The organism is Citrobacter sp. CK194 (genome assembly GCF_030333395.1).
Lineage (GTDB): Bacteria > Pseudomonadota > Gammaproteobacteria > Enterobacterales > Enterobacteriaceae > Citrobacter_B > Citrobacter_B koseri.
Window position 1 is genome coordinate 325,440 of the sequence record NZ_JAOWGA010000012.1, and the last position, 22,966, is coordinate 348,405.

The 22,966-nt window shown below is 54.7% G+C and carries 23 protein-coding genes; 15 read left to right on the forward strand and 8 right to left on the reverse strand.

Features of this window, described 5'->3' with window-relative positions; genetic code table 11:
* The first annotated feature begins 126 nt into the window (after positions 1-126).
* Positions 127-1,629 (forward strand): helicase HerA-like C-terminal domain-containing protein, encoded by a 1,503-nt coding sequence (locus OGX80_RS02240; RefSeq protein ID WP_115182049.1) that lies wholly within the window; start codon positions 127-129, stop codon positions 1,627-1,629.
* 78 nt (positions 1,630-1,707) lie between these two features.
* Here OGX80_RS02240 and lptG read toward each other — a convergent pair whose 3' ends face one another.
* From lptG to ytgA, 3 genes are all read right to left on the reverse strand, one after another.
* Positions 1,708-2,790, reverse strand: coding sequence for an LPS export ABC transporter permease LptG (gene lptG / locus OGX80_RS02245; RefSeq protein ID WP_012134314.1), 1,083 nt, complete (start codon positions 2,788-2,790; stop codon positions 1,708-1,710).
* Positions 2,790-3,890: an LPS export ABC transporter permease LptF gene (lptF, locus tag OGX80_RS02250; RefSeq protein WP_012134315.1), complete on the reverse strand. Its 1,101-nt coding sequence runs from the start codon at positions 3,888-3,890 to the stop codon at positions 2,790-2,792. The genes lptG and lptF overlap by 1 nt, the downstream gene beginning before the upstream one ends.
* Before the next feature lie 62 nt (positions 3,891-3,952).
* Entirely contained in the window at positions 3,953-4,003 is a 51-nt protein-coding gene (gene ytgA / locus OGX80_RS02255; RefSeq protein WP_211180521.1) for a protein YtgA, read from the reverse strand.
* A gap of 153 nt (positions 4,004-4,156) precedes the next feature.
* Between ytgA and pepA the strand changes: the two genes are divergently transcribed.
* The 4 genes from pepA to OGX80_RS02275 all read left to right on the forward strand — a co-directional run bounded on the left by pepA (position 4,157) and on the right by OGX80_RS02275 (position 9,797).
* Positions 4,157-5,668: a leucyl aminopeptidase gene (pepA, locus tag OGX80_RS02260; RefSeq protein WP_047459338.1), complete on the forward strand. Its 1,512-nt coding sequence runs from the start codon at positions 4,157-4,159 to the stop codon at positions 5,666-5,668.
* 128 nt (positions 5,669-5,796) lie between these two features.
* Positions 5,797-6,240 (forward strand): DNA polymerase III subunit chi, encoded by a 444-nt coding sequence (gene holC / locus OGX80_RS02265; RefSeq protein ID WP_071257400.1) that lies wholly within the window; start codon positions 5,797-5,799, stop codon positions 6,238-6,240.
* Positions 6,240-9,095 carry a valine--tRNA ligase gene (locus OGX80_RS02270; RefSeq protein ID WP_012134320.1) on the forward strand — a complete coding sequence of 952 codons (2,856 nt, stop codon included), beginning with the start codon at positions 6,240-6,242 and terminating at the stop codon, positions 9,093-9,095. The genes holC and OGX80_RS02270 overlap by 1 nt, the downstream gene beginning before the upstream one ends.
* Positions 9,096-9,293: 198 nt before the next feature.
* Positions 9,294-9,797, forward strand: a complete 504-nt coding sequence (locus OGX80_RS02275) for a GNAT family N-acetyltransferase (RefSeq protein WP_115182050.1) — start codon at positions 9,294-9,296, stop codon at positions 9,795-9,797.
* A 65-nt stretch (positions 9,798-9,862) separates the two neighbouring features.
* On the opposite strand, the gene rraB is transcribed toward OGX80_RS02275, so the two are convergent.
* Positions 9,863-10,288: a ribonuclease E inhibitor RraB gene (gene rraB / locus OGX80_RS02280; RefSeq protein WP_047459344.1), complete on the reverse strand. Its 426-nt coding sequence runs from the start codon at positions 10,286-10,288 to the stop codon at positions 9,863-9,865.
* Between the two features lie 164 nt (positions 10,289-10,452).
* On the opposite strand from rraB, the gene argF (OGX80_RS02285) reads away from it, so the two are divergent.
* A complete protein-coding gene (argF, locus tag OGX80_RS02285) occupies positions 10,453-11,457 on the forward strand; it encodes an ornithine carbamoyltransferase (RefSeq protein WP_058668484.1) in 1,005 nt (334 codons plus the stop codon).
* 80 nt (positions 11,458-11,537) lie between these two features.
* Here the strand turns inward: argF (OGX80_RS02285) and OGX80_RS02290 are convergent, their stop codons facing one another.
* The gene (locus tag OGX80_RS02290; RefSeq protein ID WP_047459346.1) at positions 11,538-11,990 is read right to left on the reverse strand and encodes a YhcH/YjgK/YiaL family protein; all 453 of its coding nucleotides are present in this window, start codon (positions 11,988-11,990) and stop codon (positions 11,538-11,540) included.
* Between the two features lie 676 nt (positions 11,991-12,666).
* On the opposite strand from OGX80_RS02290, the gene arcA reads away from it, so the two are divergent.
* From arcA to OGX80_RS02315, 5 genes are all read left to right on the forward strand, one after another.
* Positions 12,667-13,887 carry an arginine deiminase gene (gene arcA / locus OGX80_RS02295; RefSeq protein ID WP_115182051.1) on the forward strand — a complete coding sequence of 407 codons (1,221 nt, stop codon included), beginning with the start codon at positions 12,667-12,669 and terminating at the stop codon, positions 13,885-13,887.
* 10 nt (positions 13,888-13,897) lie between these two features.
* A complete protein-coding gene (gene arcC, locus OGX80_RS02300; RefSeq protein ID WP_115182052.1) occupies positions 13,898-14,830 on the forward strand; it encodes a carbamate kinase in 933 nt (310 codons plus the stop codon).
* A 112-nt stretch (positions 14,831-14,942) separates the two neighbouring features.
* Positions 14,943-15,947 (forward strand): ornithine carbamoyltransferase, encoded by a 1,005-nt coding sequence (gene argF / locus OGX80_RS02305; RefSeq protein ID WP_110494746.1) that lies wholly within the window; start codon positions 14,943-14,945, stop codon positions 15,945-15,947.
* A 57-nt stretch (positions 15,948-16,004) separates the two neighbouring features.
* Complete coding sequence (locus tag OGX80_RS02310; protein ID WP_024130766.1) at positions 16,005-17,408, forward strand: YfcC family protein; 1,404 nt, start codon at positions 16,005-16,007, stop codon at positions 17,406-17,408.
* 411 nt (positions 17,409-17,819) lie between these two features.
* Positions 17,820-18,308, forward strand: coding sequence for an arginine repressor (locus OGX80_RS02315; protein WP_024130767.1), 489 nt, complete (start codon positions 17,820-17,822; stop codon positions 18,306-18,308).
* Here OGX80_RS02315 and OGX80_RS02320 read toward each other — a convergent pair.
* The gene (locus OGX80_RS02320) at positions 18,299-18,418 is read right to left on the reverse strand and encodes a hypothetical protein (RefSeq protein WP_077956855.1); all 120 of its coding nucleotides are present in this window, start codon (positions 18,416-18,418) and stop codon (positions 18,299-18,301) included. The genes OGX80_RS02315 and OGX80_RS02320 overlap by 10 nt on opposite strands.
* Here OGX80_RS02320 and pyrL point away from each other — a divergent pair.
* The 4 genes from pyrL to ridA all read left to right on the forward strand — a co-directional run bounded on the left by pyrL (position 18,398) and on the right by ridA (position 20,404).
* Positions 18,398-18,532: a pyr operon leader peptide gene (pyrL, locus tag OGX80_RS02325; protein ID WP_024130768.1), complete on the forward strand. Its 135-nt coding sequence runs from the start codon at positions 18,398-18,400 to the stop codon at positions 18,530-18,532. The genes OGX80_RS02320 and pyrL overlap by 21 nt on opposite strands.
* Positions 18,533-18,534: 2 nt before the next feature.
* Complete coding sequence (gene pyrB, locus OGX80_RS02330; protein WP_012134340.1) at positions 18,535-19,470, forward strand: aspartate carbamoyltransferase; 936 nt, start codon at positions 18,535-18,537, stop codon at positions 19,468-19,470.
* An 11-nt stretch (positions 19,471-19,481) separates the two neighbouring features.
* A complete protein-coding gene (gene pyrI / locus OGX80_RS02335; RefSeq protein ID WP_012134341.1) occupies positions 19,482-19,943 on the forward strand; it encodes an aspartate carbamoyltransferase regulatory subunit in 462 nt (153 codons plus the stop codon).
* A gap of 74 nt (positions 19,944-20,017) precedes the next feature.
* Positions 20,018-20,404: a 2-iminobutanoate/2-iminopropanoate deaminase gene (gene ridA / locus OGX80_RS02340; RefSeq protein WP_286471087.1), complete on the forward strand. Its 387-nt coding sequence runs from the start codon at positions 20,018-20,020 to the stop codon at positions 20,402-20,404.
* Between the two features lie 266 nt (positions 20,405-20,670).
* Here the strand turns inward: ridA and OGX80_RS02345 are convergent, their stop codons facing one another.
* Together OGX80_RS02345 and OGX80_RS02350 are read right to left on the reverse strand one after the other, a co-directional pair.
* The gene (locus OGX80_RS02345) at positions 20,671-21,957 is read right to left on the reverse strand and encodes a TRAP transporter large permease (protein WP_012134343.1); all 1,287 of its coding nucleotides are present in this window, start codon (positions 21,955-21,957) and stop codon (positions 20,671-20,673) included.
* 30 nt (positions 21,958-21,987) lie between these two features.
* Positions 21,988-22,497 carry a TRAP transporter small permease gene (locus OGX80_RS02350; RefSeq protein WP_012134344.1) on the reverse strand — a complete coding sequence of 170 codons (510 nt, stop codon included), beginning with the start codon at positions 22,495-22,497 and terminating at the stop codon, positions 21,988-21,990.
* Between the last annotated feature and the right edge of the window lie 469 nt (positions 22,498-22,966).

Consider the following 22,966-nt stretch of genomic DNA (forward strand, 5'->3'; position numbering starts at 1 on the left):
CCGGGCGGCATTCGCTGCCCGGTTTTGTTCCCCCTTTTGGAATTCTTCTCGCAATCTCCGCAATTTAGCGGTGAAGAGTACGCCGCAGTTGCCTATACTCCAGGCAGGATAAATGGAGAAAATCTCATGAGTGCACCCCTGTTAATTGCCCGCACGCTGGAAAGCGAACTGTTCCTGTTGCCGGGCATGACCAACCGTCACGGGCTGATTACCGGCGCAACCGGAACCGGCAAAACGGTTACCCTGCAAAAACTGGCTGAGTCCCTATCAGACATCGGCGTTCCGGTATTTATGGCGGATGTGAAAGGTGACTTAACCGGCGTCGCGCAGGAAGGCGAACCTTCTGAAAAACTGCTCGCACGGCTGAAAAATATCGGCATCACCGACTGGCAACCGCACGCGAATCCGGTGGTGCTGTGGGATATTTTTGGCGAAAAAGGTCATCCACTACGGGCGACCGTCTCCGATCTTGGGCCGCTATTGCTGGCTCGCCTGCTGAACCTGAACGATGTGCAGTCCGGCGTGCTGGATATTATCTTCCGCATCGCCGATGACCAGGGGTTGTTGCTGCTGGACTTTAAAGATCTGCGGGCGATCACGCAGTATATCGGTGATAATGCCAAATCCTTCCAGAACCAGTATGGCAATATCAGCAGCGCATCGGTCGGGGCGATCCAGCGCGGGTTGCTGTCGCTGGAACAGCAAGGCGCGGCGCACTTCTTCGGCGAACCGATGCTGGACATCAAAGACTGGATGCGTACCGATGCCAACGGCAAAGGCATTATCAACATCCTCAGCGCCGAAAAACTCTACCAGATGCCCAAACTGTATGCCGCCAGCCTGCTGTGGATGCTCTCCGAACTGTATGAGCAACTGCCGGAAGCGGGCGATCTGGAAAAACCGAAGCTGGTGTTCTTCTTCGACGAAGCTCACCTGTTGTTCAATGACGCTCCGCAGGTGCTGCTGGATAAAATCGAACAGGTTATCCGCCTGATTCGCTCCAAAGGCGTGAGCGTCTGGTTCGTCTCACAGAACCCTTCCGATATCCCGGACAACGTGCTCGGTCAGTTAGGCAACCGCGTACAGCACGCCCTGCGCGCTTTCACCCCCAAAGATCAGAAAGCGGTGAAAGCCGCCGCGCAAACCATGCGGGCGAATCCGGCGTTTGATACCGAGAAAGCGATTCAGGAACTGGGCACCGGCGAGGCGCTAATCTCCTTCCTGGATGCCAAAGGCAGCCCGTCAGTGGTTGAACGAGCGATGGTCATCGCGCCGTGCTCACGCATGGGGCCGGTGACGGACGATGAGCGTAACGGGCTTATCAATCACTCCTCGCTGTACGGCAAATATGAAGACGAAGTCGATCGCGAATCGGCGTATGAAATGCTACAAAAAGGCGTTCAGGCCACCACCGAGCAGCAAAACAATCCGCCAGCAAAAGGCAAAGAAGTCGCCGTTGATGACGGAATTCTTGGCGGGCTGAAAGAGATATTGTTTGGCAGCACCGGGCCACGCGGCGGCAAACGTGATGGCGTGGTGCAGAGCGTCGCCAAAAGCGCAGCGCGTCAGGTAACGAACCAAATTATCCGGGGGATGTTAGGTAGCCTGATGGGCGGTAGAAAACGCTAGCAGAAGGAATCCTGGTTTGCTAAGCGCAGCGCCTGATGGCGCTGCGCTGTATCTGGCCAACAATGAGAGAGATCGATTTTACGACTTACGCATCATCAGCCAGAGGCTAATCAGGAAGAACGAGGCGCTTGGCAGCAGCGCGCCGATAATCGGCGGAATGCCATAAACCAGCGTCAGCGGGCCGAAAATCTGGTCCAGAACGTAGAAGACGAAACCAAAGCTGATCCCGGTCACCACACGCACACCCATTGGCACGCTACGCAGCGGGCCAAAAATGAACGACAGCGCCATCAACATCATTACCGCCACGGAAAGCGGCTGGAAGATTTTACTCCACATATTGAGCTGATAACGTCCGGCGTCCTGGCCGCTCGACTTCAGATACTTCACATAGTTATGCAAGCCGCTGATGGAGAGCGCATCCGGGTCCAGCGCCACCACGCCCAGTTTGTCCGGCGTGAGGTTGGTTTTCCAGGTGCCGCTCACGGTCTGCGAACCGGTGATCTGTTTCGGGTCTTTCAGGTCAGACTCGTCCACCTGCGACAGACGCCAGACCTTGTTGTCTGCGTCGAACTTCGCAGACGCGGCATAACGCACTGACTGTAAGCGACGCTGATCGTTAAAGGCGTAGATGCTAATGCCCGCCAGCTCTTCGTCGCCCTTCACCCGCTCGATATAGACGAAATTGTTGCCATCTTTCGCCCACAGGCCTTGCTGAGTAGAGAGCAACGAACCGCCGTACATTGCCTGCGCACGGTAGTTACGCGCCATCTGCTCGCCCTGTGGAGCGACCCATTCCCCGATGGCCATTGTCAACAGCACCAGTGGAATGGCGGTTTTCATCACCGACAGCGCCACCTGCATCCGGGTGAAACCCGAAGCCTGCATCACCACCAGTTCACTGCGCTGCGCCAGCATCCCCAGCCCCAGCAGCGCGCCAAGCAACGCCGCCATCGGGAAGAAAATCTGCACATCTTTCGGCACGCTGAGCAGGGTATACATCCCCGCGCCCAGCGCATCGTAGCTCCCCTGCCCGGCTTTTTTAAGCTGGTCAACAAACTTGATGATGCCGGAGAGCGACACCAGCATGAACAACGTCATCATGATGGTGGTGAAAATGGTTTTACCGATATAGCGGTCAAGTACACCAAACGGCTGCATTATACCGCTCCTTTACGCAGAAGACGGGCGCGCAGGCGGCGTACCGGCACCGTATCCCAAAGGTTCAGACCAACCGCCAACGCCAGATAGATCAGGTTGACCGCCCACATCCAGATAACCGGGTCCAGTTTGCCCTTACCGCCGTTTGATTTCAGGGAGGTTTGCAGGAGGAAGAACAGCAGATACAGCAGCATAGCCGGCAGCATCGACAGCACGCGCCCCTGTCGCGGGTTAACCACGCTCAGCGGTACAACCATCAGCGCCATCATAAATACGGTGAATACCAGCGTAATACGCCAGTGCAGTTCCGCACGGGCGCGATTGGTATCGGTCTGCCACAGCGTGCGCATATCCATCTGATCGGTATCGTTCGGGTCCAGCGCAACGGCCTGATGACCAATAATCGCCTGATAGTTCTGGAAATCGGTGATGCGGAAGTCACGCAGCAGGGCAGTACCTTCAAAGCGCGTCCCTTTGTTCAACGTCACAACCTGGGAGCCGTCGCGCAATTGCGTCAGATGTCCAGAATCGGCCACCACCACAGAAGGACGGGCGTTGCCTTTCGGGCGGATTTGCGCAAGGAACACATCTTTAAAATCGCTGCCGTCAACGCTTTCAATAAACAGCACGGCGCTGCCATTGGTCGCCTGCTGGAACTGCCCTTGCGCCAGCGCGGCCATGCCGGGATTGGCTTTTGCTTCCGCCAGTACCTCATCTTGGTGTCTGGATGACCAGGGCCCCGCCCACATGACGTTGACAGCGGCGACAACGCCGGTAAACAGCGCCAGCACCATCGCGGCTTTCACCAGCACAGCCCGGCTCAGACCACAGGCGTGCATGACCGTTATTTCACTTTCGGTATACAGTTTGCCCAGCGTCATCAACAGCCCGAGGAACAGGCTTAATGGCAGGATGAGCTGCGCCATTTCCGGCACGCCCAGCCCCAGTAGCGAGAGCACCAGATTTGCCGGAATGTCACCGTCAACCGCCGCCCCGAGGATCCTCACTAGCTTTTGACAAAAGAAGATCAAAAGCAGGATGAAAAGAATCGCCAGTTGGCTTTTGAGCGTCTCCCGCACCAGATATCTTATGATTATCACTTTAAATACGCCCGTAAAAACTCGTCTTTTGCAGGAATTTAGCTTGTTTCATGGCTTAAACGTCATTTATTCTCTTGAGTCGTCGAAATCGTCGCTAAAATTATTATACTCAGCGGATTCGCCACTCAGAACGCGTTCTGACGTGCCAATGCCGTAATAACGTTAAGATTAACACGAAGTCACCGCAACTGCGGACATGAGTTACGAAAGCTTGCAATTCTAACTGTAGCCGCCGCCGTTGTCTTTAAGATTCAGGAGCGTAGTGCATGGAGTTCAGTGTAAAAAGCGGTAGCCCGGAGAAACAGCGGAGTGCCTGCATCGTCGTGGGCGTCTTTGAACCACGCCGCCTTTCTCCGATTGCAGAACAGCTCGATAAAATCAGCGACGGGTACATCAGCGCCCTGCTGCGTCGTGGTGAACTGGAAGGAAAACCGGGGCAGACCCTGTTGCTGCACCATGTTCCTAACGTTCTTTCCGAGCGAATCCTCCTCATTGGTTGTGGTAAAGAGCGCGAGCTCGATGAGCGCCAGTACAAGCAGGTCATTCAGAAAACCATCAATACGCTGAATGACACCGGCTCAATGGAAGCGGTCTGCTTCCTGACCGAACTGCACGTCAAAGGCCGCAACAACTACTGGAAAGTGCGTCAGGCTGTCGAAACGGCCAAAGAGACGCTGTACAGCTTTGATCAACTGAAGACCAACAAGAGCGAGCCGCGTCGCCCGCTGCGTAAAATGGTCTTCAACGTGCCGACCCGCCGTGAGCTGACCAGCGGCGAGCGTGCGATCCAGCACGGTCTGGCGATTGCCGCCGGGATTAAAGCAGCGAAAGATCTCGGCAATATGCCGCCGAATATCTGTAATGCCGCCTACCTGGCCTCTCAGGCGCGCCAGTTGGCCGACAGCTACAGCAAGAACGTCATCACCCGCGTCATCGGCGAACAGCAGATGAAAGAGCTGGGTATGCACTCTTATCTGGCGGTCGGTCACGGTTCGCAGAACGAATCGCTGATGTCGGTTATCGAATACAAAGGCAACCCGTCCGAAGACGCGCGTCCGGTTGTGCTGGTCGGCAAAGGGCTGACCTTTGACTCCGGCGGCATCTCCATCAAGCCTGCCGAAGGCATGGACGAGATGAAGTACGATATGTGCGGCGCGGCGGCAGTGTACGGCGTGATGCGCATGGTCGCGGAACTTCAGTTGCCGATTAACGTCATCGGCGTGCTGGCAGGCTGCGAAAACATGCCTGGCGGGCGAGCGTATCGTCCGGGCGACGTGCTGACCACCATGTCCGGCCAGACGGTCGAAGTGCTGAACACCGATGCCGAAGGCCGCCTGGTACTGTGCGACGTGTTAACCTACGTTGAGCGTTTTGAGCCGGAAGCGGTGATTGACGTCGCGACCCTGACGGGCGCCTGCGTGATTGCGCTGGGCCATCACATCACCGGTCTGATGTCGAACCACAATCCGCTGGCGCATGAACTGATTAGTGCGTCCGAACAGGCGGGCGACCGCGCATGGCGCTTGCCGTTGGGCGATGAGTTCCAGGAACAGCTGGAGTCTAACTTTGCGGATATGGCGAACATCGGCGGCCGTCCTGGTGGTGCTATCACCGCCGGTTGCTTCCTGTCGCGCTTTACCCGTAAGTACAACTGGGCGCACCTGGACATCGCCGGCACCGCATGGCGTTCCGGTAAAGCGAAAGGCGCAACCGGTCGTCCGGTGGCGTTGCTGTCGCAGTTCCTGCTCAATCGCGCGGGTTTTAACGGCGAAGAGTAAGTTTGCATGATTGCCGGATGGCGACGCATATGCGCCTTATCCGGCCTACATGGAGTATTTAACCGTAGGCCGGATAAGCGTAGCGCCATCCGGCTTCGCATTTAAATTCACCACAAGAAGCCCCATATATGAAGAATGCAACGTTCTATATTCTGGACAATGACACCACCGTTGATGGCCTGAGCGCCGTTGAACAACTGGTGTGCGACATTGCCGCAGAACGTTGGCGCAGTGGTAAACGCGTGCTGATTGCCTGTGAAGACGAAAAACAGGCCATCCGTCTGGATGAAGCGCTGTGGGCAAGACCGCCGGAGAGTTTTGTCCCGCATAATCTGGCGGGAGAAGGTCCACGCGGCGGCGCGCCGGTGGAAATCGCCTGGCCGCAAAAACGCAACAGCAGCCCGCGTGATATTCTGATCAGCCTGCGTACTGGCTTTGCAGATTTTGCCACCGCTTTCACAGAAGTGATAGACTTTGTCCCTTACGAAGAAACTTTGAAACAACTGGCGCGCGAACGCTACAAAGCCTACCGCGTGGCTGGTTTTAACCTGAATACGGCAACCTGGAAATAATGGAAAAGACATATAACCCACAAGATATCGAACAGCCGCTTTACGAGCACTGGGAGCAGCAGGGCTACTTTAAGCCGAATGGCGATGAAAGCCAGGAAAGCTTCTGCATCATGATCCCGCCGCCAAACGTCACCGGCAGTTTGCATATGGGTCACGCCTTCCAGCAAACCATCATGGATACCCTGATCCGCTATCAGCGCATGCAGGGTAAAAACACCCTGTGGCAGGTCGGTACTGACCACGCAGGGATCGCTACCCAGATGGTGGTTGAGCGCAAGATTGCCGCAGAAGAGGGTAAAACCCGCCACGACTATGGCCGCGATGCCTTCATCGACAAAATCTGGCAGTGGAAAGCGGAATCCGGCGGCACCATTACCCGTCAGATGCGCCGTCTGGGCAACTCCGTGGACTGGGAGCGCGAACGCTTCACCATGGACGAAGGTCTTTCCAATGCCGTGAAAGAAGTGTTTGTCCGCCTGTACAAAGAAGATCTGATTTACCGTGGCAAGCGCCTGGTCAACTGGGACCCGAAACTGCGCACCGCTATCTCTGACCTGGAAGTGGAAAACCGCGAGTCCAAAGGCTCTATGTGGCACATCCGCTATCCGCTGGCTGACGGTGCGAAAACCGCAGACGGTAAAGATTACCTGGTGGTCGCCACCACCCGCCCGGAAACCCTGCTGGGCGATACCGGCGTAGCCGTCAACCCGGAAGATCCGCGTTATAAAGATCTGATTGGCAAATTCGTGGTGCTGCCGCTGGTGAATCGTCGTATTCCGATCGTGGGCGACGAGCATGCCGACATGGAAAAAGGCACCGGCTGCGTGAAGATCACCCCGGCGCACGACTTTAACGACTATGAGGTGGGCCGTCGTCATCAGCTTCCGATGATCAATATTCTGACCTTTGACGGCGATATCCGTGAAAGCGCGGAAGTGTATGACACCAAAGGCGAAGAGTCCGACGTTTACTCCAACGAAATCCCGGCTGAGTTCCAGAAGCTGGAGCGCTTTGCCGCACGTAAAGCGGTGGTTGCCGCTATCGATGCCCTCGGCCTGCTGGAAGAGATTAAACCGCACGACCTGACCGTTCCTTACGGCGACCGTGGTGGCGTGGTTATCGAACCAATGCTGACCGACCAGTGGTACGTACGCGCTGATGTGCTGGCAAAACCGGCGGTGGAAGCGGTAGAAAACGGCGATATCCAGTTCGTGCCAAAACAGTACGAAAACATGTACTTCTCCTGGATGCGTGACATTCAGGACTGGTGTATCTCCCGTCAGCTGTGGTGGGGCCACCGCATCCCGGCATGGTACGACGACGCGGGCAACGTCTACGTTGGCCGTAGCGAAGACGAAGTGCGTCAGGAAAACAACCTGAGCGCCGACGTTGCGCTGCGTCAGGACGACGACGTACTGGACACCTGGTTCTCTTCCGCACTGTGGACTTTCTCTACTCTCGGCTGGCCGGAAAACACCGACGCGCTGCGTCAGTTCCACCCGACCAGCGTGATGGTCTCCGGTTTCGACATCATCTTCTTCTGGATTGCCCGCATGATCATGATGACCATGCACTTCATCAAAGATGAAAACGGCAAGCCGCAGGTACCGTTCAAGACCGTCTACATGACCGGTCTGATTCGCGATGACGAAGGCCAGAAGATGTCCAAATCCAAGGGTAACGTTATCGACCCGCTGGATATGGTTGACGGCATTTCCCTGCCGGATCTGCTGGAAAAACGTACCGGCAACATGATGCAGCCGCAGTTGGCTGAGAAGATCGCCAAACGTACCGAGAAACAATTCCCGGACGGCATTGAGCCGCACGGTACTGACGCCCTGCGTTTCACCCTGGCGGCGCTGGCCTCTACCGGCCGCGACATCAACTGGGATATGAAGCGTCTGGAAGGCTACCGTAACTTCTGTAACAAGCTGTGGAACGCCAGCCGCTTTGTGCTGATGAATACCGAAGATCAGGATTGCGGCTTCAACGGCGGCGAGATGACCCTGTCACTGGCAGACCGCTGGATCCTGGCGGAATTCAATCAGACCATCAAAGCGTACCGCGAAGCGCTGGACAGCTTCCGCTTCGATATCGCAGCGGGCATTCTGTACGAGTTCACCTGGAACCAGTTCTGCGACTGGTATCTGGAGCTGACCAAGCCGGTCATGAACGGCGGCTCTGAAGCAGAACTGCGCGGCACCCGCAACACACTGGTCACCGTGCTGGAAGGTCTGCTGCGCCTGGCGCATCCGATCATCCCGTTCATCACCGAGACCATCTGGCAGCGTGTGAAAGTGATTTCCGGCATTACCGCCGACACCATCATGCTGCAACCGTTCCCGCAGTACGATGCCTCCCAGGTGGATGAAGCCGCGCTGGCCGATACCGAATGGCTGAAGCAGGCGATCGTTGCTGTACGTAACATCCGTGCGGAAATGAACATCGCGCCGGGCAAACCACTGGAACTGCTGCTGCGTGGTTGCAGCGAAGAAGCGATTCGCCGCGTGAACGACAACCGCAGCTTCCTGCTGAACCTGGCGCGTCTGGAAAGCATCACCGTGCTGCCAGCCGATGACAAAGGTCCGGTTTCCGTGACGAAGATTATCGATGGCGCCGAGCTGCTGATTCCGATGGCGGGGCTGATTGACAAAGAAGCCGAGCTGGCGCGTCTGGCGAAAGAAGTGGCGAAGGTCGAAGCTGAAATTGGCCGCATTGAAGGCAAGCTGGCGAACGAAGGTTTTGTCGCCCGCGCACCGGAAGCGGTGATCGCCAAAGAGCGTGAGAAGCTGGAAAACTACGCGGAAGCGAAAGCGAAGCTGATTGAGCAGCAGGCAGTTATCGCCGCGCTGTAAAGATCGTACCTGACTGTTTGCCGGATGGCGCTACGCTTATCCGGCCTACAGGCATCTTCAGCGCATCCGGCACCACGGACGATAAAAGCCTCTGACGCACTCGCTAAGAGGCTTTTTATTGAATTATCCTCGCTTGCACTCCCCCTCCCCGCAGTGTTATTAACTGCATATGTTCCACGTTTCTGTCATGAGTTCGCTATGAGTGTCATTACCTCTGTCCCGGCAGCGTTGCGTCGTCTTACCGCTGACGATAACGCCGCTATCGCCCGCGTCATCCGCCAGGTTTCCGCTGAATACGGCCTGACCGCTGATAAAGGCTATACGGTTGCCGATCCTAATCTGGATGAATTGTTCCAGGTTTACAGTCAGCCAGGCGCGGCCTATTGGGTCGTCGAGCAGAACGGTCAGGTGGTGGGCGGCGGCGGCGTGGCGCCGTTAGGCTGTAGCGAACCGGATATCTGTGAACTGCAAAAAATGTACTTTTTGCCGACGGTACGCGGCCAGGGGCTGGCGAAGAAACTGGCGCTGATGGCGCTGGAGCACGCGCGTGAGCAGGGATTTAAACGCTGCTACCTGGAAACCACCGCATCCTTACGCGAAGCGATTGGCCTGTATGAACATCTGGGATTTGAGCATATCAGCGAACCGCTGGGCTGCACCGGGCATGTTGACTGCGAAGTCCGCATGCTGAAAACGCTGTAAGTCACCCACTGGCCGGATAAGGCGACGCCATATCCGGCAATTTATGCAAACATTCTGCTTCTGAGTTAGTGGCGTACGCCGTCATCGTCTTCGTCGACGTAATCTTCATCGTCGCCGTCTTCACCCTCTTCGCCGTTCGGATCTTCGAAGTACGTACCCCAGCCGTCATATTCCACGTCAAATTTCTCAGCCAGGTTCATCAGTTGTTCAACCTGAGCATCAATCAGATCGGCATTCAGCGCACATTCGCTGAGGATATCGCAACAAATCACCGTATCGCCTTCTTCCACTTCCAGCTCTTCCGGCTCGGTCACTTCATAACCGAGTTTGAACGCTTCTACGGCTGCTTTTTCCAGCGTTTCGAAGTCGTCAGCGGAAAAGTGATGCTCGATAGTGTACAGCGCATCTGGATCGCTGCCATCTTCAAGTAATTCTTCAATAATCAGACGCGTCTCTTCACGCTGTTCTTCCAGTAGTTCCGGGTTTGCCATGGTTCGTTCCTCATAAATGTCCTGCCGATACTCTTATTGTCACACACCGCTGTCATTGCCTCCACCTTTCCAGGAAAGATTTGTTAAATGGGGTTGCAAATGCATAATCATCCATATAAATTGAATTTTAATTCAACAAATGGCCTTTGCCATGTGAGGGAACCATGTCTACGTTTTATCAGAAACATTTTTTGAAATTACTCGATTTCACCTCCGCTGAACTCACCGCTCTGCTGCAACTCGCCGCCAAACTGAAAGCCGACAAGAAAAACGGCGTAGAAGTCGCCAGACTGACCGGCAAAAACATCGCGCTCATCTTCGAAAAAGACTCGACCCGTACCCGATGCTCTTTCGAAGTTGCCGCATACGATCAGGGCGCTCGCGTAACGTACCTTGGGTCAAGCGGCAGCCAGATTGGGCATAAAGAGTCAATTAAAGACACCGCCCGCGTGCTGGGACGCATGTATGACGGTATTCAGTACCGCGGCCACGGCCAGGAAGTGGTCGAAACGCTGGCGGAATATGCAGGCGTTCCCGTGTGGAACGGGTTGACCAACGAGTTTCACCCCACGCAGCTGCTGGCGGATTTGCTGACCATGCAGGAACATCTGCCGGGCAAAGCCTTCAATGAGATGACCCTGGTTTACGCTGGCGATGCGCGTAACAACATGGGAAATTCCATGCTGGAAGCCGCCGCGCTGACAGGGCTGGATTTACGTCTGGTGGCTCCGCAGGCCTGCTGGCCGGAAGCGAGCCTGGTCGCAGAGTGCAAAGCGCTGGCGCAAAAGAACGGCGGCGACATTACGCTGACTGAAGATATCGCAGCGGGCGTGAAAGGCGCGGACTTTATCTATACCGACGTATGGGTGTCGATGGGTGAAGCAAAAGAGAAATGGGCGGAGCGTATCGCACTGCTGCGTCAGTATCAGGTAAACAGCGCGATGATGGCGCAGACCGGTAATCCTCAGGTGAAGTTTCTGCACTGCCTGCCCGCATTCCACGATGATCAGACCACGCTTGGCAAGAAAATGGCCGAAGAGTTCGGTTTGCACGGCGGGATGGAAGTGACCGATGCGGTGTTTGAATCTCCGGCCAGCATCGTGTTTGATCAGGCGGAAAACCGGATGCACACCATCAAAGCGGTGATGGTAGCAACGCTGGCGAAATAACGATTACGTCTTATCCGGCCTACAGATCGTGCTCCCGTAGGCCGGGTAAGACGTTTTGCGTCGCCACCCGGCAATACAACTTACTCGACCAGCAGCTTAACGACCGCTTTGCGTACCTGAGCTGGCGCCCCTACGGCGCACAGCGGCTTATGGACTTCCCCCGGGTAAAAGACCACGAAATCGCCTTCATTAAGGATCACCGTTTTCTCCTCTGCCCCTTCAGGCAAAAACGCGATGTCTTTATCCGCCAGCCAGTCAGTTTCCGGCGCGCCCGCAGGCTGGGTGCTGAAGGTCATTCCTTCCTGCCCCTTTAATACGATCTGAATATCGAGATAGCGCGCGTGATACTCCGCACGACGCTTTTCAAACGGCTCGGTCATGTCTTCCGAAACCAGATAAAACAGGCGATTGCCGTCGATATCATGCTTGCCCTTTGCCGTTTCATCCGTCACATGCGCTTTAATATGTTCAATGGCCTGACGCAGCGCGTCCGGCAGCCAGGGTTGCAGATTGTGGATATTGCCAACGATCATCATAGACTCCTTAAATAAAACAACGTTTCATTTTTATGGTTATACGAAAAAAACCGCTGCCATACCACTTCTATTTCACGATGTTTTGCGTCAGCGCATGTTTATCGCTGAAGATGTTGTCCGACTGTTAATCGTCATCGAAGATTATGCATATCCTTTGCATAACTTTCCCCCTCCACGTTACAGTAAAAACCGTAATATGCTGTTATAAAAGGGTTTATTAGAAAAACACCTTGTTGATCACACTTCCTTTTCCCTGCATAACCTGCATTTATCACCATAGTTATTTTATGATTTACGTTAAGGTAAAAATAATAAAATAACCCTCCCGCATACCTATGCACAGACAAAAATAAAACACTATAAAATCAACATGATAGAATTAAATAATAAATTTAGATTATCTACAAATAATTAACAAGAAAGAATAACAAGACATTTTATTGCGTAGTAATTCAGTTATTACTCTCTTTATTTTTCAATTTCTCTGACCTCGCTCATATATTAAATAAGAAAAATTAAATATCCCTTCCGATGTGAAACACATCACATTATCAGACCGAATTAGAATCAATGATGATTTCCGAAAATTAGCTGAACAGTAATGACTGCAAACAATTTAATTATTTGCAGCCACCACTTCTTTATTCCTGAAAATTGAGTAAAAGGTATCGTGATGGAAAAACATTATGTCGGTTCTGAAATCGGTCAATTACGTAGTGTGATGTTGCACCGCCCTAATCTCAGTCTGAAAAGACTGACGCCGTCAAATTGCCAGGAGCTGCTTTTTGATGACGTTCTGTCGGTGGAACGCGCAGGCGAAGAGCACGATATTTTCGCTAATACGTTACGCCAACAAGGCATAGAGGTGTTGCTGCTAACCGACCTGCTGACGCAAACACTGGATGTTATCGAAGCCAAGACCTGGCTGCTGGAAACACAAATCTCCGACTATCGCCTGGGCCCGACGTTCGCGGCGGATATTCGCGCCTGGCTGGCGGATATGCCGCACCGGGAATTAGCGCGCCATTTAAGCGGTGGGCTGACATATGGCGAAATCCCCGCCTCGATTAAAAATATGGTGGTTGATACACACGATATTAATGACTTTATTATGAAGCCATTACCCAATCACTTATTTACCCGCGACACCTCATGCTGGATATATAACGGCGTGTCGATCAACCCAATGGCAAAAACAGCGCGCCAGCGTGAAACCAATAATCTGCGGGCGATTTATCGCTGGCATCCACAATTTGCAGATGGCGAATTTATTAAATATTTCGGCGACGAAAACATTAATTACGACCATGCCACGTTAGAAGGCGGGGACGTGCTGGTTATTGGTCGCGGCGCCGTGCTGATTGGCATGTCTGAACGCACCACCCCGCAGGGGATCGAGTTCCTCGCCCAGTCGCTGTTTAAATATCGCCAGGCCGAGCGCGTCATCGCCGTTGAGTTGCCAAAACACCGTTCCTGCATGCACCTCGATACCGTCATGACCCATATCGACATCGACACCTTCTCCGTCTACCCGGAAGTGGTTCGCCCGGACGTCCAGTGCTGGACCTTAACACCGGACGGGCGCGGCGGGCTGAAGCGTACCCAGGAAAGCACGCTGGTACACGCCATCGAAAAAGCCCTCGGCATTGATCAGGTGCGTTTGATCACCACTGGCGGCGATGCCTTCGAAGCCGAACGTGAGCAGTGGAATGACGCCAATAACGTTCTCACCCTGCGCCCCGGTGTGGTGGTCGGCTACGAACGCAACATCTGGACCAACGAAAAATACGACAAAGCGGGCATCACCGTTCTGCCCATTCCTGGCGATGAACTGGGACGCGGACGCGGCGGCGCGCGCTGCATGAGCTGCCCGCTGGAACGCGACGGCATTTAAGGAAGCGATTATGGACAACAAACCCACTCTGGTTGTCGCACTGGGCGGCAATGCGCTGCTCAAACGCGGCGAACCGCTGGAAGCGGATATCCAGCGCAAAAACATCGATCTGGCGGCAAAAACCATCGCCCAACTGACGCAACAGTGGCGCGTGGTGCTAGTACACGGCAACGGCCCGCAGGTTGGCCTGCTGGCGTTACAGAACAGCGCCTATGACCGCGTCACCCCCTACCCGCTCGATATTCTCGGCGCGGAAAGCCAGGGGATGATCGGCTACATGCTGCAACAGTCGCTGAAAAACCAGCTTCCGCAGCGTGAAATCAGCGTCCTGCTCACTCAGGTGGAGGTGGACGCCGACGATCCGGCATTCCGCAACCCAACCAAATATATCGGCCCGGTTTATGACGGCGACCAGGCCAACGTGCTACAGGCGGAAAAAGGCTGGATTTTCAAAGCCGACGGAAAAGCGTTTCGCCGCGTAGTGCCTTCGCCACAGCCCAAACGCATCGTTGAGAGCGACGCGATCCGCGCCCTGATCGCCCGCGACCATCTCGTGATCTGCAACGGCGGCGGCGGCGTGCCGGTAGTGGAAAAAGCCGATGGTTTTCATGGCATTGAAGCGGTGATCGACAAAGACCTCTCTGCCGCTCTGCTCGCCAGTCAAATCCACGCGGACGCGCTGCTGATCCTGACCGATGCCGACGCGGTGTACCTCGACTGGGGCAAGCCAACCCAACGCCCGCTGGCTCAGGTAACGCCGGAACTGCTCAGCGAAATGCAGTTCGATGCCGGTTCGATGGGGCCGAAAGTCACCGCCTGCGCCGAGTTTGTCAGCCACTGCCAGGGGATTGCCGGCATCGGTTCACTGGCCGACGGCCCGGCCATTCTCAGCGGTGACAAAGGCACCCTGATTCGACCCGAAACCGTCGATTACGACGCATAAGGCGATTTCTGCCGGATGGCGGCGGTGCCTTATCCGGCCTACAGCACGCGCATAACCGTAGGCCTGATAAGCGCAGCGCCATCAGGTAATTCATTTTAACAAGGACACTGTAATGGCTACTTCACTGAAAAATCGCAACTTTCTTAAACTACTCGACTTCACTCCGACGGAGATCCAGTACCTGATCGATCTGGCCATCGAGCTGAAAGCGGCAAAAAAAGCCGGGCGCGAGAAGCAAACGCTGGTCGGTAAAAACATCGCGCTAATTTTCGAAAAAACCTCCACCCGCACCCGCTGCGCGTTTGAGGTCGGCGCATTCGATCAGGGCGCACAGGTGACCTATCTCGGGCCAAGCGGCTCGCAGATTGGGCATAAAGAATCCATGAAAGATACCGCCCGCGTGCTGGGCCGGATGTATGACGGCATTGAGTATCGCGGTTTTGGTCAGCAGATCGTTGAAGAACTGGGGCAGTACGCGGGCGTACCGGTGTGGAACGGCCTGACCGATGAATTTCACCCTACGCAGATCCTCGCCGACCTGATGACCATGCTGGAACATGCGCCGGGCAAAACGCTGCCTGAACTCAGCTTCGCTTACCTCGGCGACGCCCGCAATAACATGGGCAATTCGCTGATGGTCGGCGCGGCAAAAATGGGGATGGACATCCGCCTGGTCGCGCCGAAATCCTTCTGGCCGGACGACGCACTGGTGACGCAGTGCCGTGACATCGCCAGCGTCACCGGCGCGCGCATTACGCTAACCGAGGACGTGGAGGAAGGCGTTTATGACGTGGATTTCCTCTATACCGATGTCTGGGTGTCGATGGGCGAACCAAAAGAGGCGTGGGCGGAGCGCGTCAGCCTGATGAAGCCATACCAGATCAACCAGCAGGTCATCAACGCCACCGGCAACCCCAACGTGAAGTTTATGCACTGCCTGCCCGCCTTCCACAACGAGCACACCAAAGTGGGCCGCGAAATCGAGGCCGCCTATGGCCTGAAAGGACTGGAGGTGACGGAAGAGGTGTTCGAGTCAGCCCACTCCATCGTGTTTGACGAAGCAGAAAACCGTATGCACACCATTAAAGCGGTCATGGTGGCGACGCTCGGCGACTAACCCCTCCGGGCATGTGCCGCCTGACGACGCATGCCCGTGTTATCTGGAGAGAACACCATGGGCAAATTTAAATTTCCCAGCGCGTATACCATCCTGTTTATTCTTATCGCACTGGTCGCTGTGATGACCTGGATTGTCCCGGCGGGCAAATACCAGATGGCGATGAACCCCACGTTGGGTAAAGAGGTTCCGGTCGCGGGCACCTATGCTCCTGCCGAGTCGCATCCGCAAGGGATTACCGCCGTACTGTTGGCTCCCATTGACGGCCTCTACAACCACGAAACCTATACCGCAGGCGCAATCGATGTGGCGCTGTTTGTACTAATCATCGGCGGCTTTCTCGGCGTGGTGAACAAAACCGGTGCAATTGATGCGGGTATTGAACGCGTCACGGTACGGCTCAACGGCAAAGAGGAGTGGATGATCCCCATACTGATGGGACTCTTTGCCGCAGGCGGGACGATTTACGGGATGGCGGAAGAGTCACTCCCCTTCTACACGCTGCTGGTTCCGGTGATGATGGCCGCTCGATTCGATCCGCTGGTCGCGGCCGCCACCGTGCTGCTCGGCGCAGGTATTGGCACACTCGGTTCGACCATCAACCCTTTTGCCACGGTGATTGCCGCCAACGCTGCCGGAATCCCGTTCACTCAGGGTATGCTGTTACGCATCATTCTGCTGGTCGTTGGCTATGTTATTTGCGTGGTCTGGGTGATGCGCTATGCCCGCAAAGTGCGCAGCAACCCGGAGTTATCTATCGTGGCGGATAAGATGGAGGAGAACCGCGCTCACTTTCTTGGCAACCGTTCCAGCACGCTGCTGGAGTTCACCGCAACCCGTAAATGGATCTTGCTGATTTTCGCCGCCGCCTTTGCCGTGATGATTTACGGCGTCGCGGTTCTCGGCTGGTGGATGGCGGAAATTTCCGGCGTTTTCCTGGCGTCCGCGATTATCGTCGGCGTTATCGCCCGGATGAGCGAAGAGGCGTTCACCAGTACGTTTATCGACGGCGCGCGGGATCTGCTTGGCGTAGCGCTGATTATCGGTATTGCACGCGGCATTGTGGTGGTGATGGATAATGGCATGATTACGCATACCATTTTGCACAGCGCGGAAAATCTGGTATCTGGCTTGTCCACCACCATTTTTATCAATGTCACTTACTGGCTGGAAGTATTGCTCTCATTCCTGGTGCCCTCTTCCTCTGGTCTGGCGGTGTTGACCATGCCGATCATGGCGCCGTTAGCGGACTTCGCCCATGTGCAACGGGATCTGGTGGTGACGGCGTATCAATCGGCGTCCGGGATTGTGAACCTGATTACGCCGACGTCGGCGGTCGTAATGGGAGGTCTGGCGATTGCGCGCGTGCCGTATGTGCGGTATCTGAAGTGGGTCGCGCCGCTGCTGCTGATCCTGACGCTACTGAATATGGCTGTTTTGAGCGTTGGCGCAATGCTGTAACTCCCGCCGGATGGCGCTTCGCTTATCCGGCCTACAAGTTACGCATTTCGTAGGCCGGATAAGACGCTTTAGCGCCGCCATCCGGCACAGGCCAACAGGTTGCGTATTCCGTAGGCCGGATTAAGACGCTTTAGCGCCGCCATCCGACACAGGCCAACAGGTTGCGTATTCCGTAGGCCGGATAAGACGCTTTAGCGCCGCCATCCGGCACAGGCCAACAGGTTGCGCATTTTGTAGGCCGGATAAGGCGCTTTAGCGCCGCCATCCGGCAAACGAACGCAGCCAATACGCTTTCTTTTTTGACTGGCTTCTCACTTTCCTGCAAAACCGACCGGTTGATTCGTTATCAATGTGACAAACAGGATGAATTTCGCTAGTCCATTGATATCAATGACAAAGCAAGGTGCATATATGAAGGAATACAATGATTGCTCCGCCAAAGAACAGCAGCAACTGGCGGTATGTCAGCGCCTGATTACAGAAAAAAGTTACTTATCCCAGGAGGAAATACGTCGCGATCTGCAAAACCACGGCTTCGAAGGCATCAGCCAGTCGACCGTTTCACGTCTGTTGAAACTGCTCGGCGTCATAAAAATAAGAAATACAAAGGGACAAAAAATTTATTCCGTAAATCCGCAATTGCGCCCCGCTCCTGACGCTGCGCGATCGATATCCGAGATGGTGGTCAGCGTGGAACACAATAGCGAATTTATCCTTATCCACACGGTGGCCGGTTATGGCCGCGCCGTTGCCAGAATCCTGGATTATCACGCCCTGCCGGAAATTTTAGGTGTGATCGCGGGCAGCAGTATCGTCTGGGTCGCGCCACGGGTCGTACAGCGCACCGGGCTTGTTCACAAGCAAATTAATTATTTATTAAAAATGAATTCTTATTCATGAGAACCGTTTGCGATGAATAAAATGTGCATTAATCGCTTGATCCCATAACATAGCTGAGTATAATCGCGGACAATTTGCCGGGAGGAAGTATGGTTCAGTGTGTACGACATTCTGTCTTACCGCGTCTGAAAACAGACGCTGGACTGCCGTTTTTCTTCCCGTTGCTCACCTATTCCAGGCCCCTCATTGAGGGGCTTTTTTTTTGCCCAGGCGTCAGGAGATAAACATGGCTAACCCGCTATACCAAAAACACATCATTTCCATAAACGACCTCAGCCGCGATGACCTCAATCTGGTCCTGGCGACGGCGGCGAAATTAAAAGCCAATCCACAGCCGGAGCTACTGAAGCATAAAGTGATCGCCAGCTGCTTCTTCGAGGCATCCACACGCACCCGCCTGTCGTTTGAAACCTCGATGCACCGCCTCGGCGCCAGCGTGGTGGGCTTCTCCGACAGCGCTAACACGTCGCTGGGCAAAAAAGGCGAGACGCTGGCGGATACCATCTCCGTTATCAGCACTTATGTGGACGCGATTGTGATGCGTCACCCACAGGAAGGCGCTGCGCGTCTGGCGACCGAGTTCTCCGGCAACGTGCCGGTACTGAACGCCGGCGACGGCGCAAACCAGCATCCGACCCAGACGCTGCTGGATCTGTTTACCATTCAGGAAACCCAGGGCCGCCTGGACAATCTGAACATCGCTATGGTCGGCGACCTGAAATATGGCCGAACCGTACACTCACTGACGCAGGCGCTGGCGAAGTTTGACGGCAACCGCTTCTACTTTATCGCGCCGGACGCGCTGGCGATGCCGCAATACATTCTGGATATGCTGGATGAGAAAGGCATTGCCTGGAGTCTGCACAGCGCCATCGAAGAGGTGATGGCGGAAGTGGATATTCTGTATATGACCCGCGTGCAGAAAGAGCGTCTGGACCCGTCCGAATACGCCAACGTCAAAGCGCAGTTTGTCCTGCGCGCCAGCGACCTGAACGGCGCGCGTGAAAACATGAAGGTTCTGCATCCGCTGCCGCGTATTGATGAGATCACCACCGACGTAGATAAAACGCCGCACGCCTGGTACTTCCAGCAGGCAGGAAACGGTATTTTCGCTCGCCAGGCGTTACTGGCACTGGTTCTGAATAGCGATCTGGCACTGTAAGGGGAAAAGAGATGACACACGACAATAAACTACAGGTTGAAGCGATCAAACGTGGCACCGTAATCGACCACATTCCCGCGCAGGTTGGCTTTAAGTTACTGACGCTGTTCAAACTGACCGAGACCGATCAGCGCATCACCATCGGCCTTAACCTGCCGTCCGGCGAGATGGGGCGTAAAGACCTGATTAAAATCGAGAACACCTTCCTGACCGAAGAACAGGTTAACCAGCTCTCCCTGTACGCGCCGCAGGCAACGGTAAACCGCATCGATAACTATGATGTGGTGGGCAAATCGCGCCCGAGCCTGCCGGATCGCATCGACAACGTGCTGGTCTGCCCGAACAGCAACTGCATCAGTCATGCTGAGCCGGTTTCATCCAGTTTTGCAGTGAAAAAACGCACAGATGACATTGCGCTCAAATGTAAATACTGCGAAAAAGAGTTTTCGCATTATGTGGTGCTGGCCAACTAATTGAGGTTGGTAATGGGTATCCGGCTCCCTATAATGGCCTGTACCTAATTTACCGCTGTAATTCAGGAGAAATCATGAGCAAAACTATCGCGACGGAAAATGCACCCGCAGCTATCGGCCCATACGTTCAGGGCGTTGACCTGGGCAGCATGATCATCACTTCCGGTCAGATCCCGGTTGATCCAAAAACCGGCGGCGTACCGGATGACGTGTCCGCTCAGGCGCGCCAGTCGCTGGAAAACGTAAAAGCTATCGTCGAAGCCGCAGGCCTGAAAGTGGGCGACATCGTGAAAACAACCGTGTTCGTTAAAGACCTGAACGACTTCGCGACCGTGAATGCGACCTATGAAGCATTCTTCACCGAGCATAATGCGACCTTCCCGGCACGTTCATGCGTTGAAGTTGCGCGTCTGCCGAAAGACGTAAAAATCGAGATCGAAGCGATCGCTGTTCGCCGCTAAGTCTCCTTAAAAATATGTCTGCGCCGGATGGCGGCTCCGCCTTATCCGGCCTACGGCAGTGTCGTTTGTAGGCCCGGTAAGCGCCAGCGCCACCGGGCATTGCGCCAGATGGCGGCTTTGCCTTATCCGGCCTACGGGAAGTGCCGTTTGTAGGCCCGGTAAGCGCCAGCGCCACCGGGCATTGCGCCGGATGGCGGCTTCGCCTTATCCGGCCTACGGCAGTGCCATTTGTAGGCCCGGTAAGCGCCAGCGCCACCGGGCATTTATCACATCACCCCAAACAGTTTCGGCAGGAACAGCGAGATCGCCGGAATATAGGTCACTAACATCAACACCAGGAAGAGTACCGCGTAGAACGGCAGCATCGCCTTCACCACCTGCTCTATTTTCTGCTTACTCACCGCACTGGCAACAAACAGCACCGATCCCACCGGCGGCGTAATCAGGCCGATCCCAAGATTCACCAGCATGATCATGCCGAAATGCACCGGATCAATACCCAATGCCGTAGTGACCGGCAGCAGAACAGGCGTCAAGATCAGGATCAGCGGCGCCATGTCCATCAGTGTCCCGATCAGCAGCAGCATAATGTTAATGCACATCAGGATGACGTATTTGTTATCTGAAATACTGGTGAACGCCTCGGTAATGCGCATCGGCAGCTGCATGTAGGTCATGATGGCGCCAAATGCGGCGGCGAACCCGATCAGGATCATCACAATGGTGACCGTTTTTACCGTGCGGTACATCAGCTTCGGCAGTTCAGACCATTTGTAGTCGCGGTAGATAAACATAGTGACGAAGAAGGCCCACAGACAGGCGATCGCCGCCGATTCCGTCGCGGTGAAGATGCCAGAGAGGATCCCGCCCATGATGATGACAACCGTCATCAGCCCCCACAGCGTATCGACAAAAATCTTCAACGCCTGGCGAAACGGCACCCGCTCGCCTTTCGGATAACCGCGCTTATGGGCAAAACCGACGCACATCACCATCAGGGTAAAACTTAACAGCAGCCCCGGCAGAATGCCGGCGATAAACAGCGCGGCAATCGACACCGTACCGCCCGTCGCCAGCGAATAAATCACCGAGTTGTGGCTGGGCGGCGTCAGGATCGCCTGTACGGAGCCGCTGGCGGTGACCGCCGCCGCGAAGTCACGCGGATAGCCTTTTTTATCCATCTCCGGGATCATCACCGAGCCGATAGACGCCGTATCCGCGACGGACGAGCCGGAAATCGCGCCAAAAAAGGTAGACGCCACAATGTTCACCAGCGACAGCCCGCCGCGTATAAAGCCGACAAAGATGTAGGCGAAGTTCACCAGGCGACGCGCAATACCGCCCTCCGCCATAATCGCCCCCGCCAGAATAAAAAATGGGATCGCCAGCAGCGAAAATTTGTTCACGCCGCTGGTGAGCTGGATCATGACCGCTTCCAGGGGAATGTCGATATACCAGGCGCCAACGATCGCGCTAATGCCCACCGCGTATGCTACCGGCACCCCAATCGCCAGCATAATGCCGAGCGTAAAGACGAGAATAAATGCATCCATCTGCTTTCCTTTATGAAATGGGGTCGCGCATTAATGGGTTGAGCCCAGCATGACGACAGGACGTTGATACTGCGAACCACGGAAAATTTTCTCGATAATGAAAAGCAGCGTGATGGCCGAGCCGACAGGCAACGGCAGGTAGTTCTCACCCGCTGATAACAGAGGAAATTCCGCCACCGGCTGTTCCCACAGGTCGTAGCACAGCAGGGAGCCGTACCAGAGGATAAACAGGCTAACGGCCATCAGCATCAGATCCGCCACAATGAAACAGATTCGCTGCGCGCCCTCGCTCAGGCGGTCGGTCACCATGCTGACAGCGATATGGGAACCCGCGCGATAGCTCACCGCTGCGCCAACAAAGGTGAATGTCACCATGCAAAGAATGGCGACCGGTTCCGGCCATGACAGCGCGCTGTTCATCACATAGCGCGCAAATATCCCAACGGGAATAACGGCCACCATAATCAACAGCGCCAATCCGGCAACCCACATTGAGATTCGGTAAAACAAATCCATTACCGACGAATAAAATTCACCCATGGTCGTCCCCTTGAATTAATCTTTAGGTTCAGGCGGATAAAGTCCTTACCCCGCCAGAGGTATTACTTCATATCCTGAATCCGTTTAATCAAATCCTGGCGATCTTTATAGGGTTCGCTGGCAGTTTAAAAAATGCCATGAATAGCGCTAACTGACAGGATAAAAGAGTGCCGGGCTTAACTTACAGTTATATATGACCTTTTACAGCGTAGCCTGCGCAGGCCAACGCATGTAAGAAAGTATTACGATAATTATGTTCATAAAATATGACTGAATGGAAATATTTTTAGCACGCTGTTTCATTTTTGCAATGAAGGTCTTTTTCCTGATAAAAAGATGTCTGAAAGAGGAGTAAAATTGTGATCCGTCACACTCTTTAGTATTTCAAAAAAAATAAAACAGGAACTTTCGTGAGGATATATTTACGGAGTACAGAAAAGCGTAATGGCTGCCGCAGCAGCCATTATTC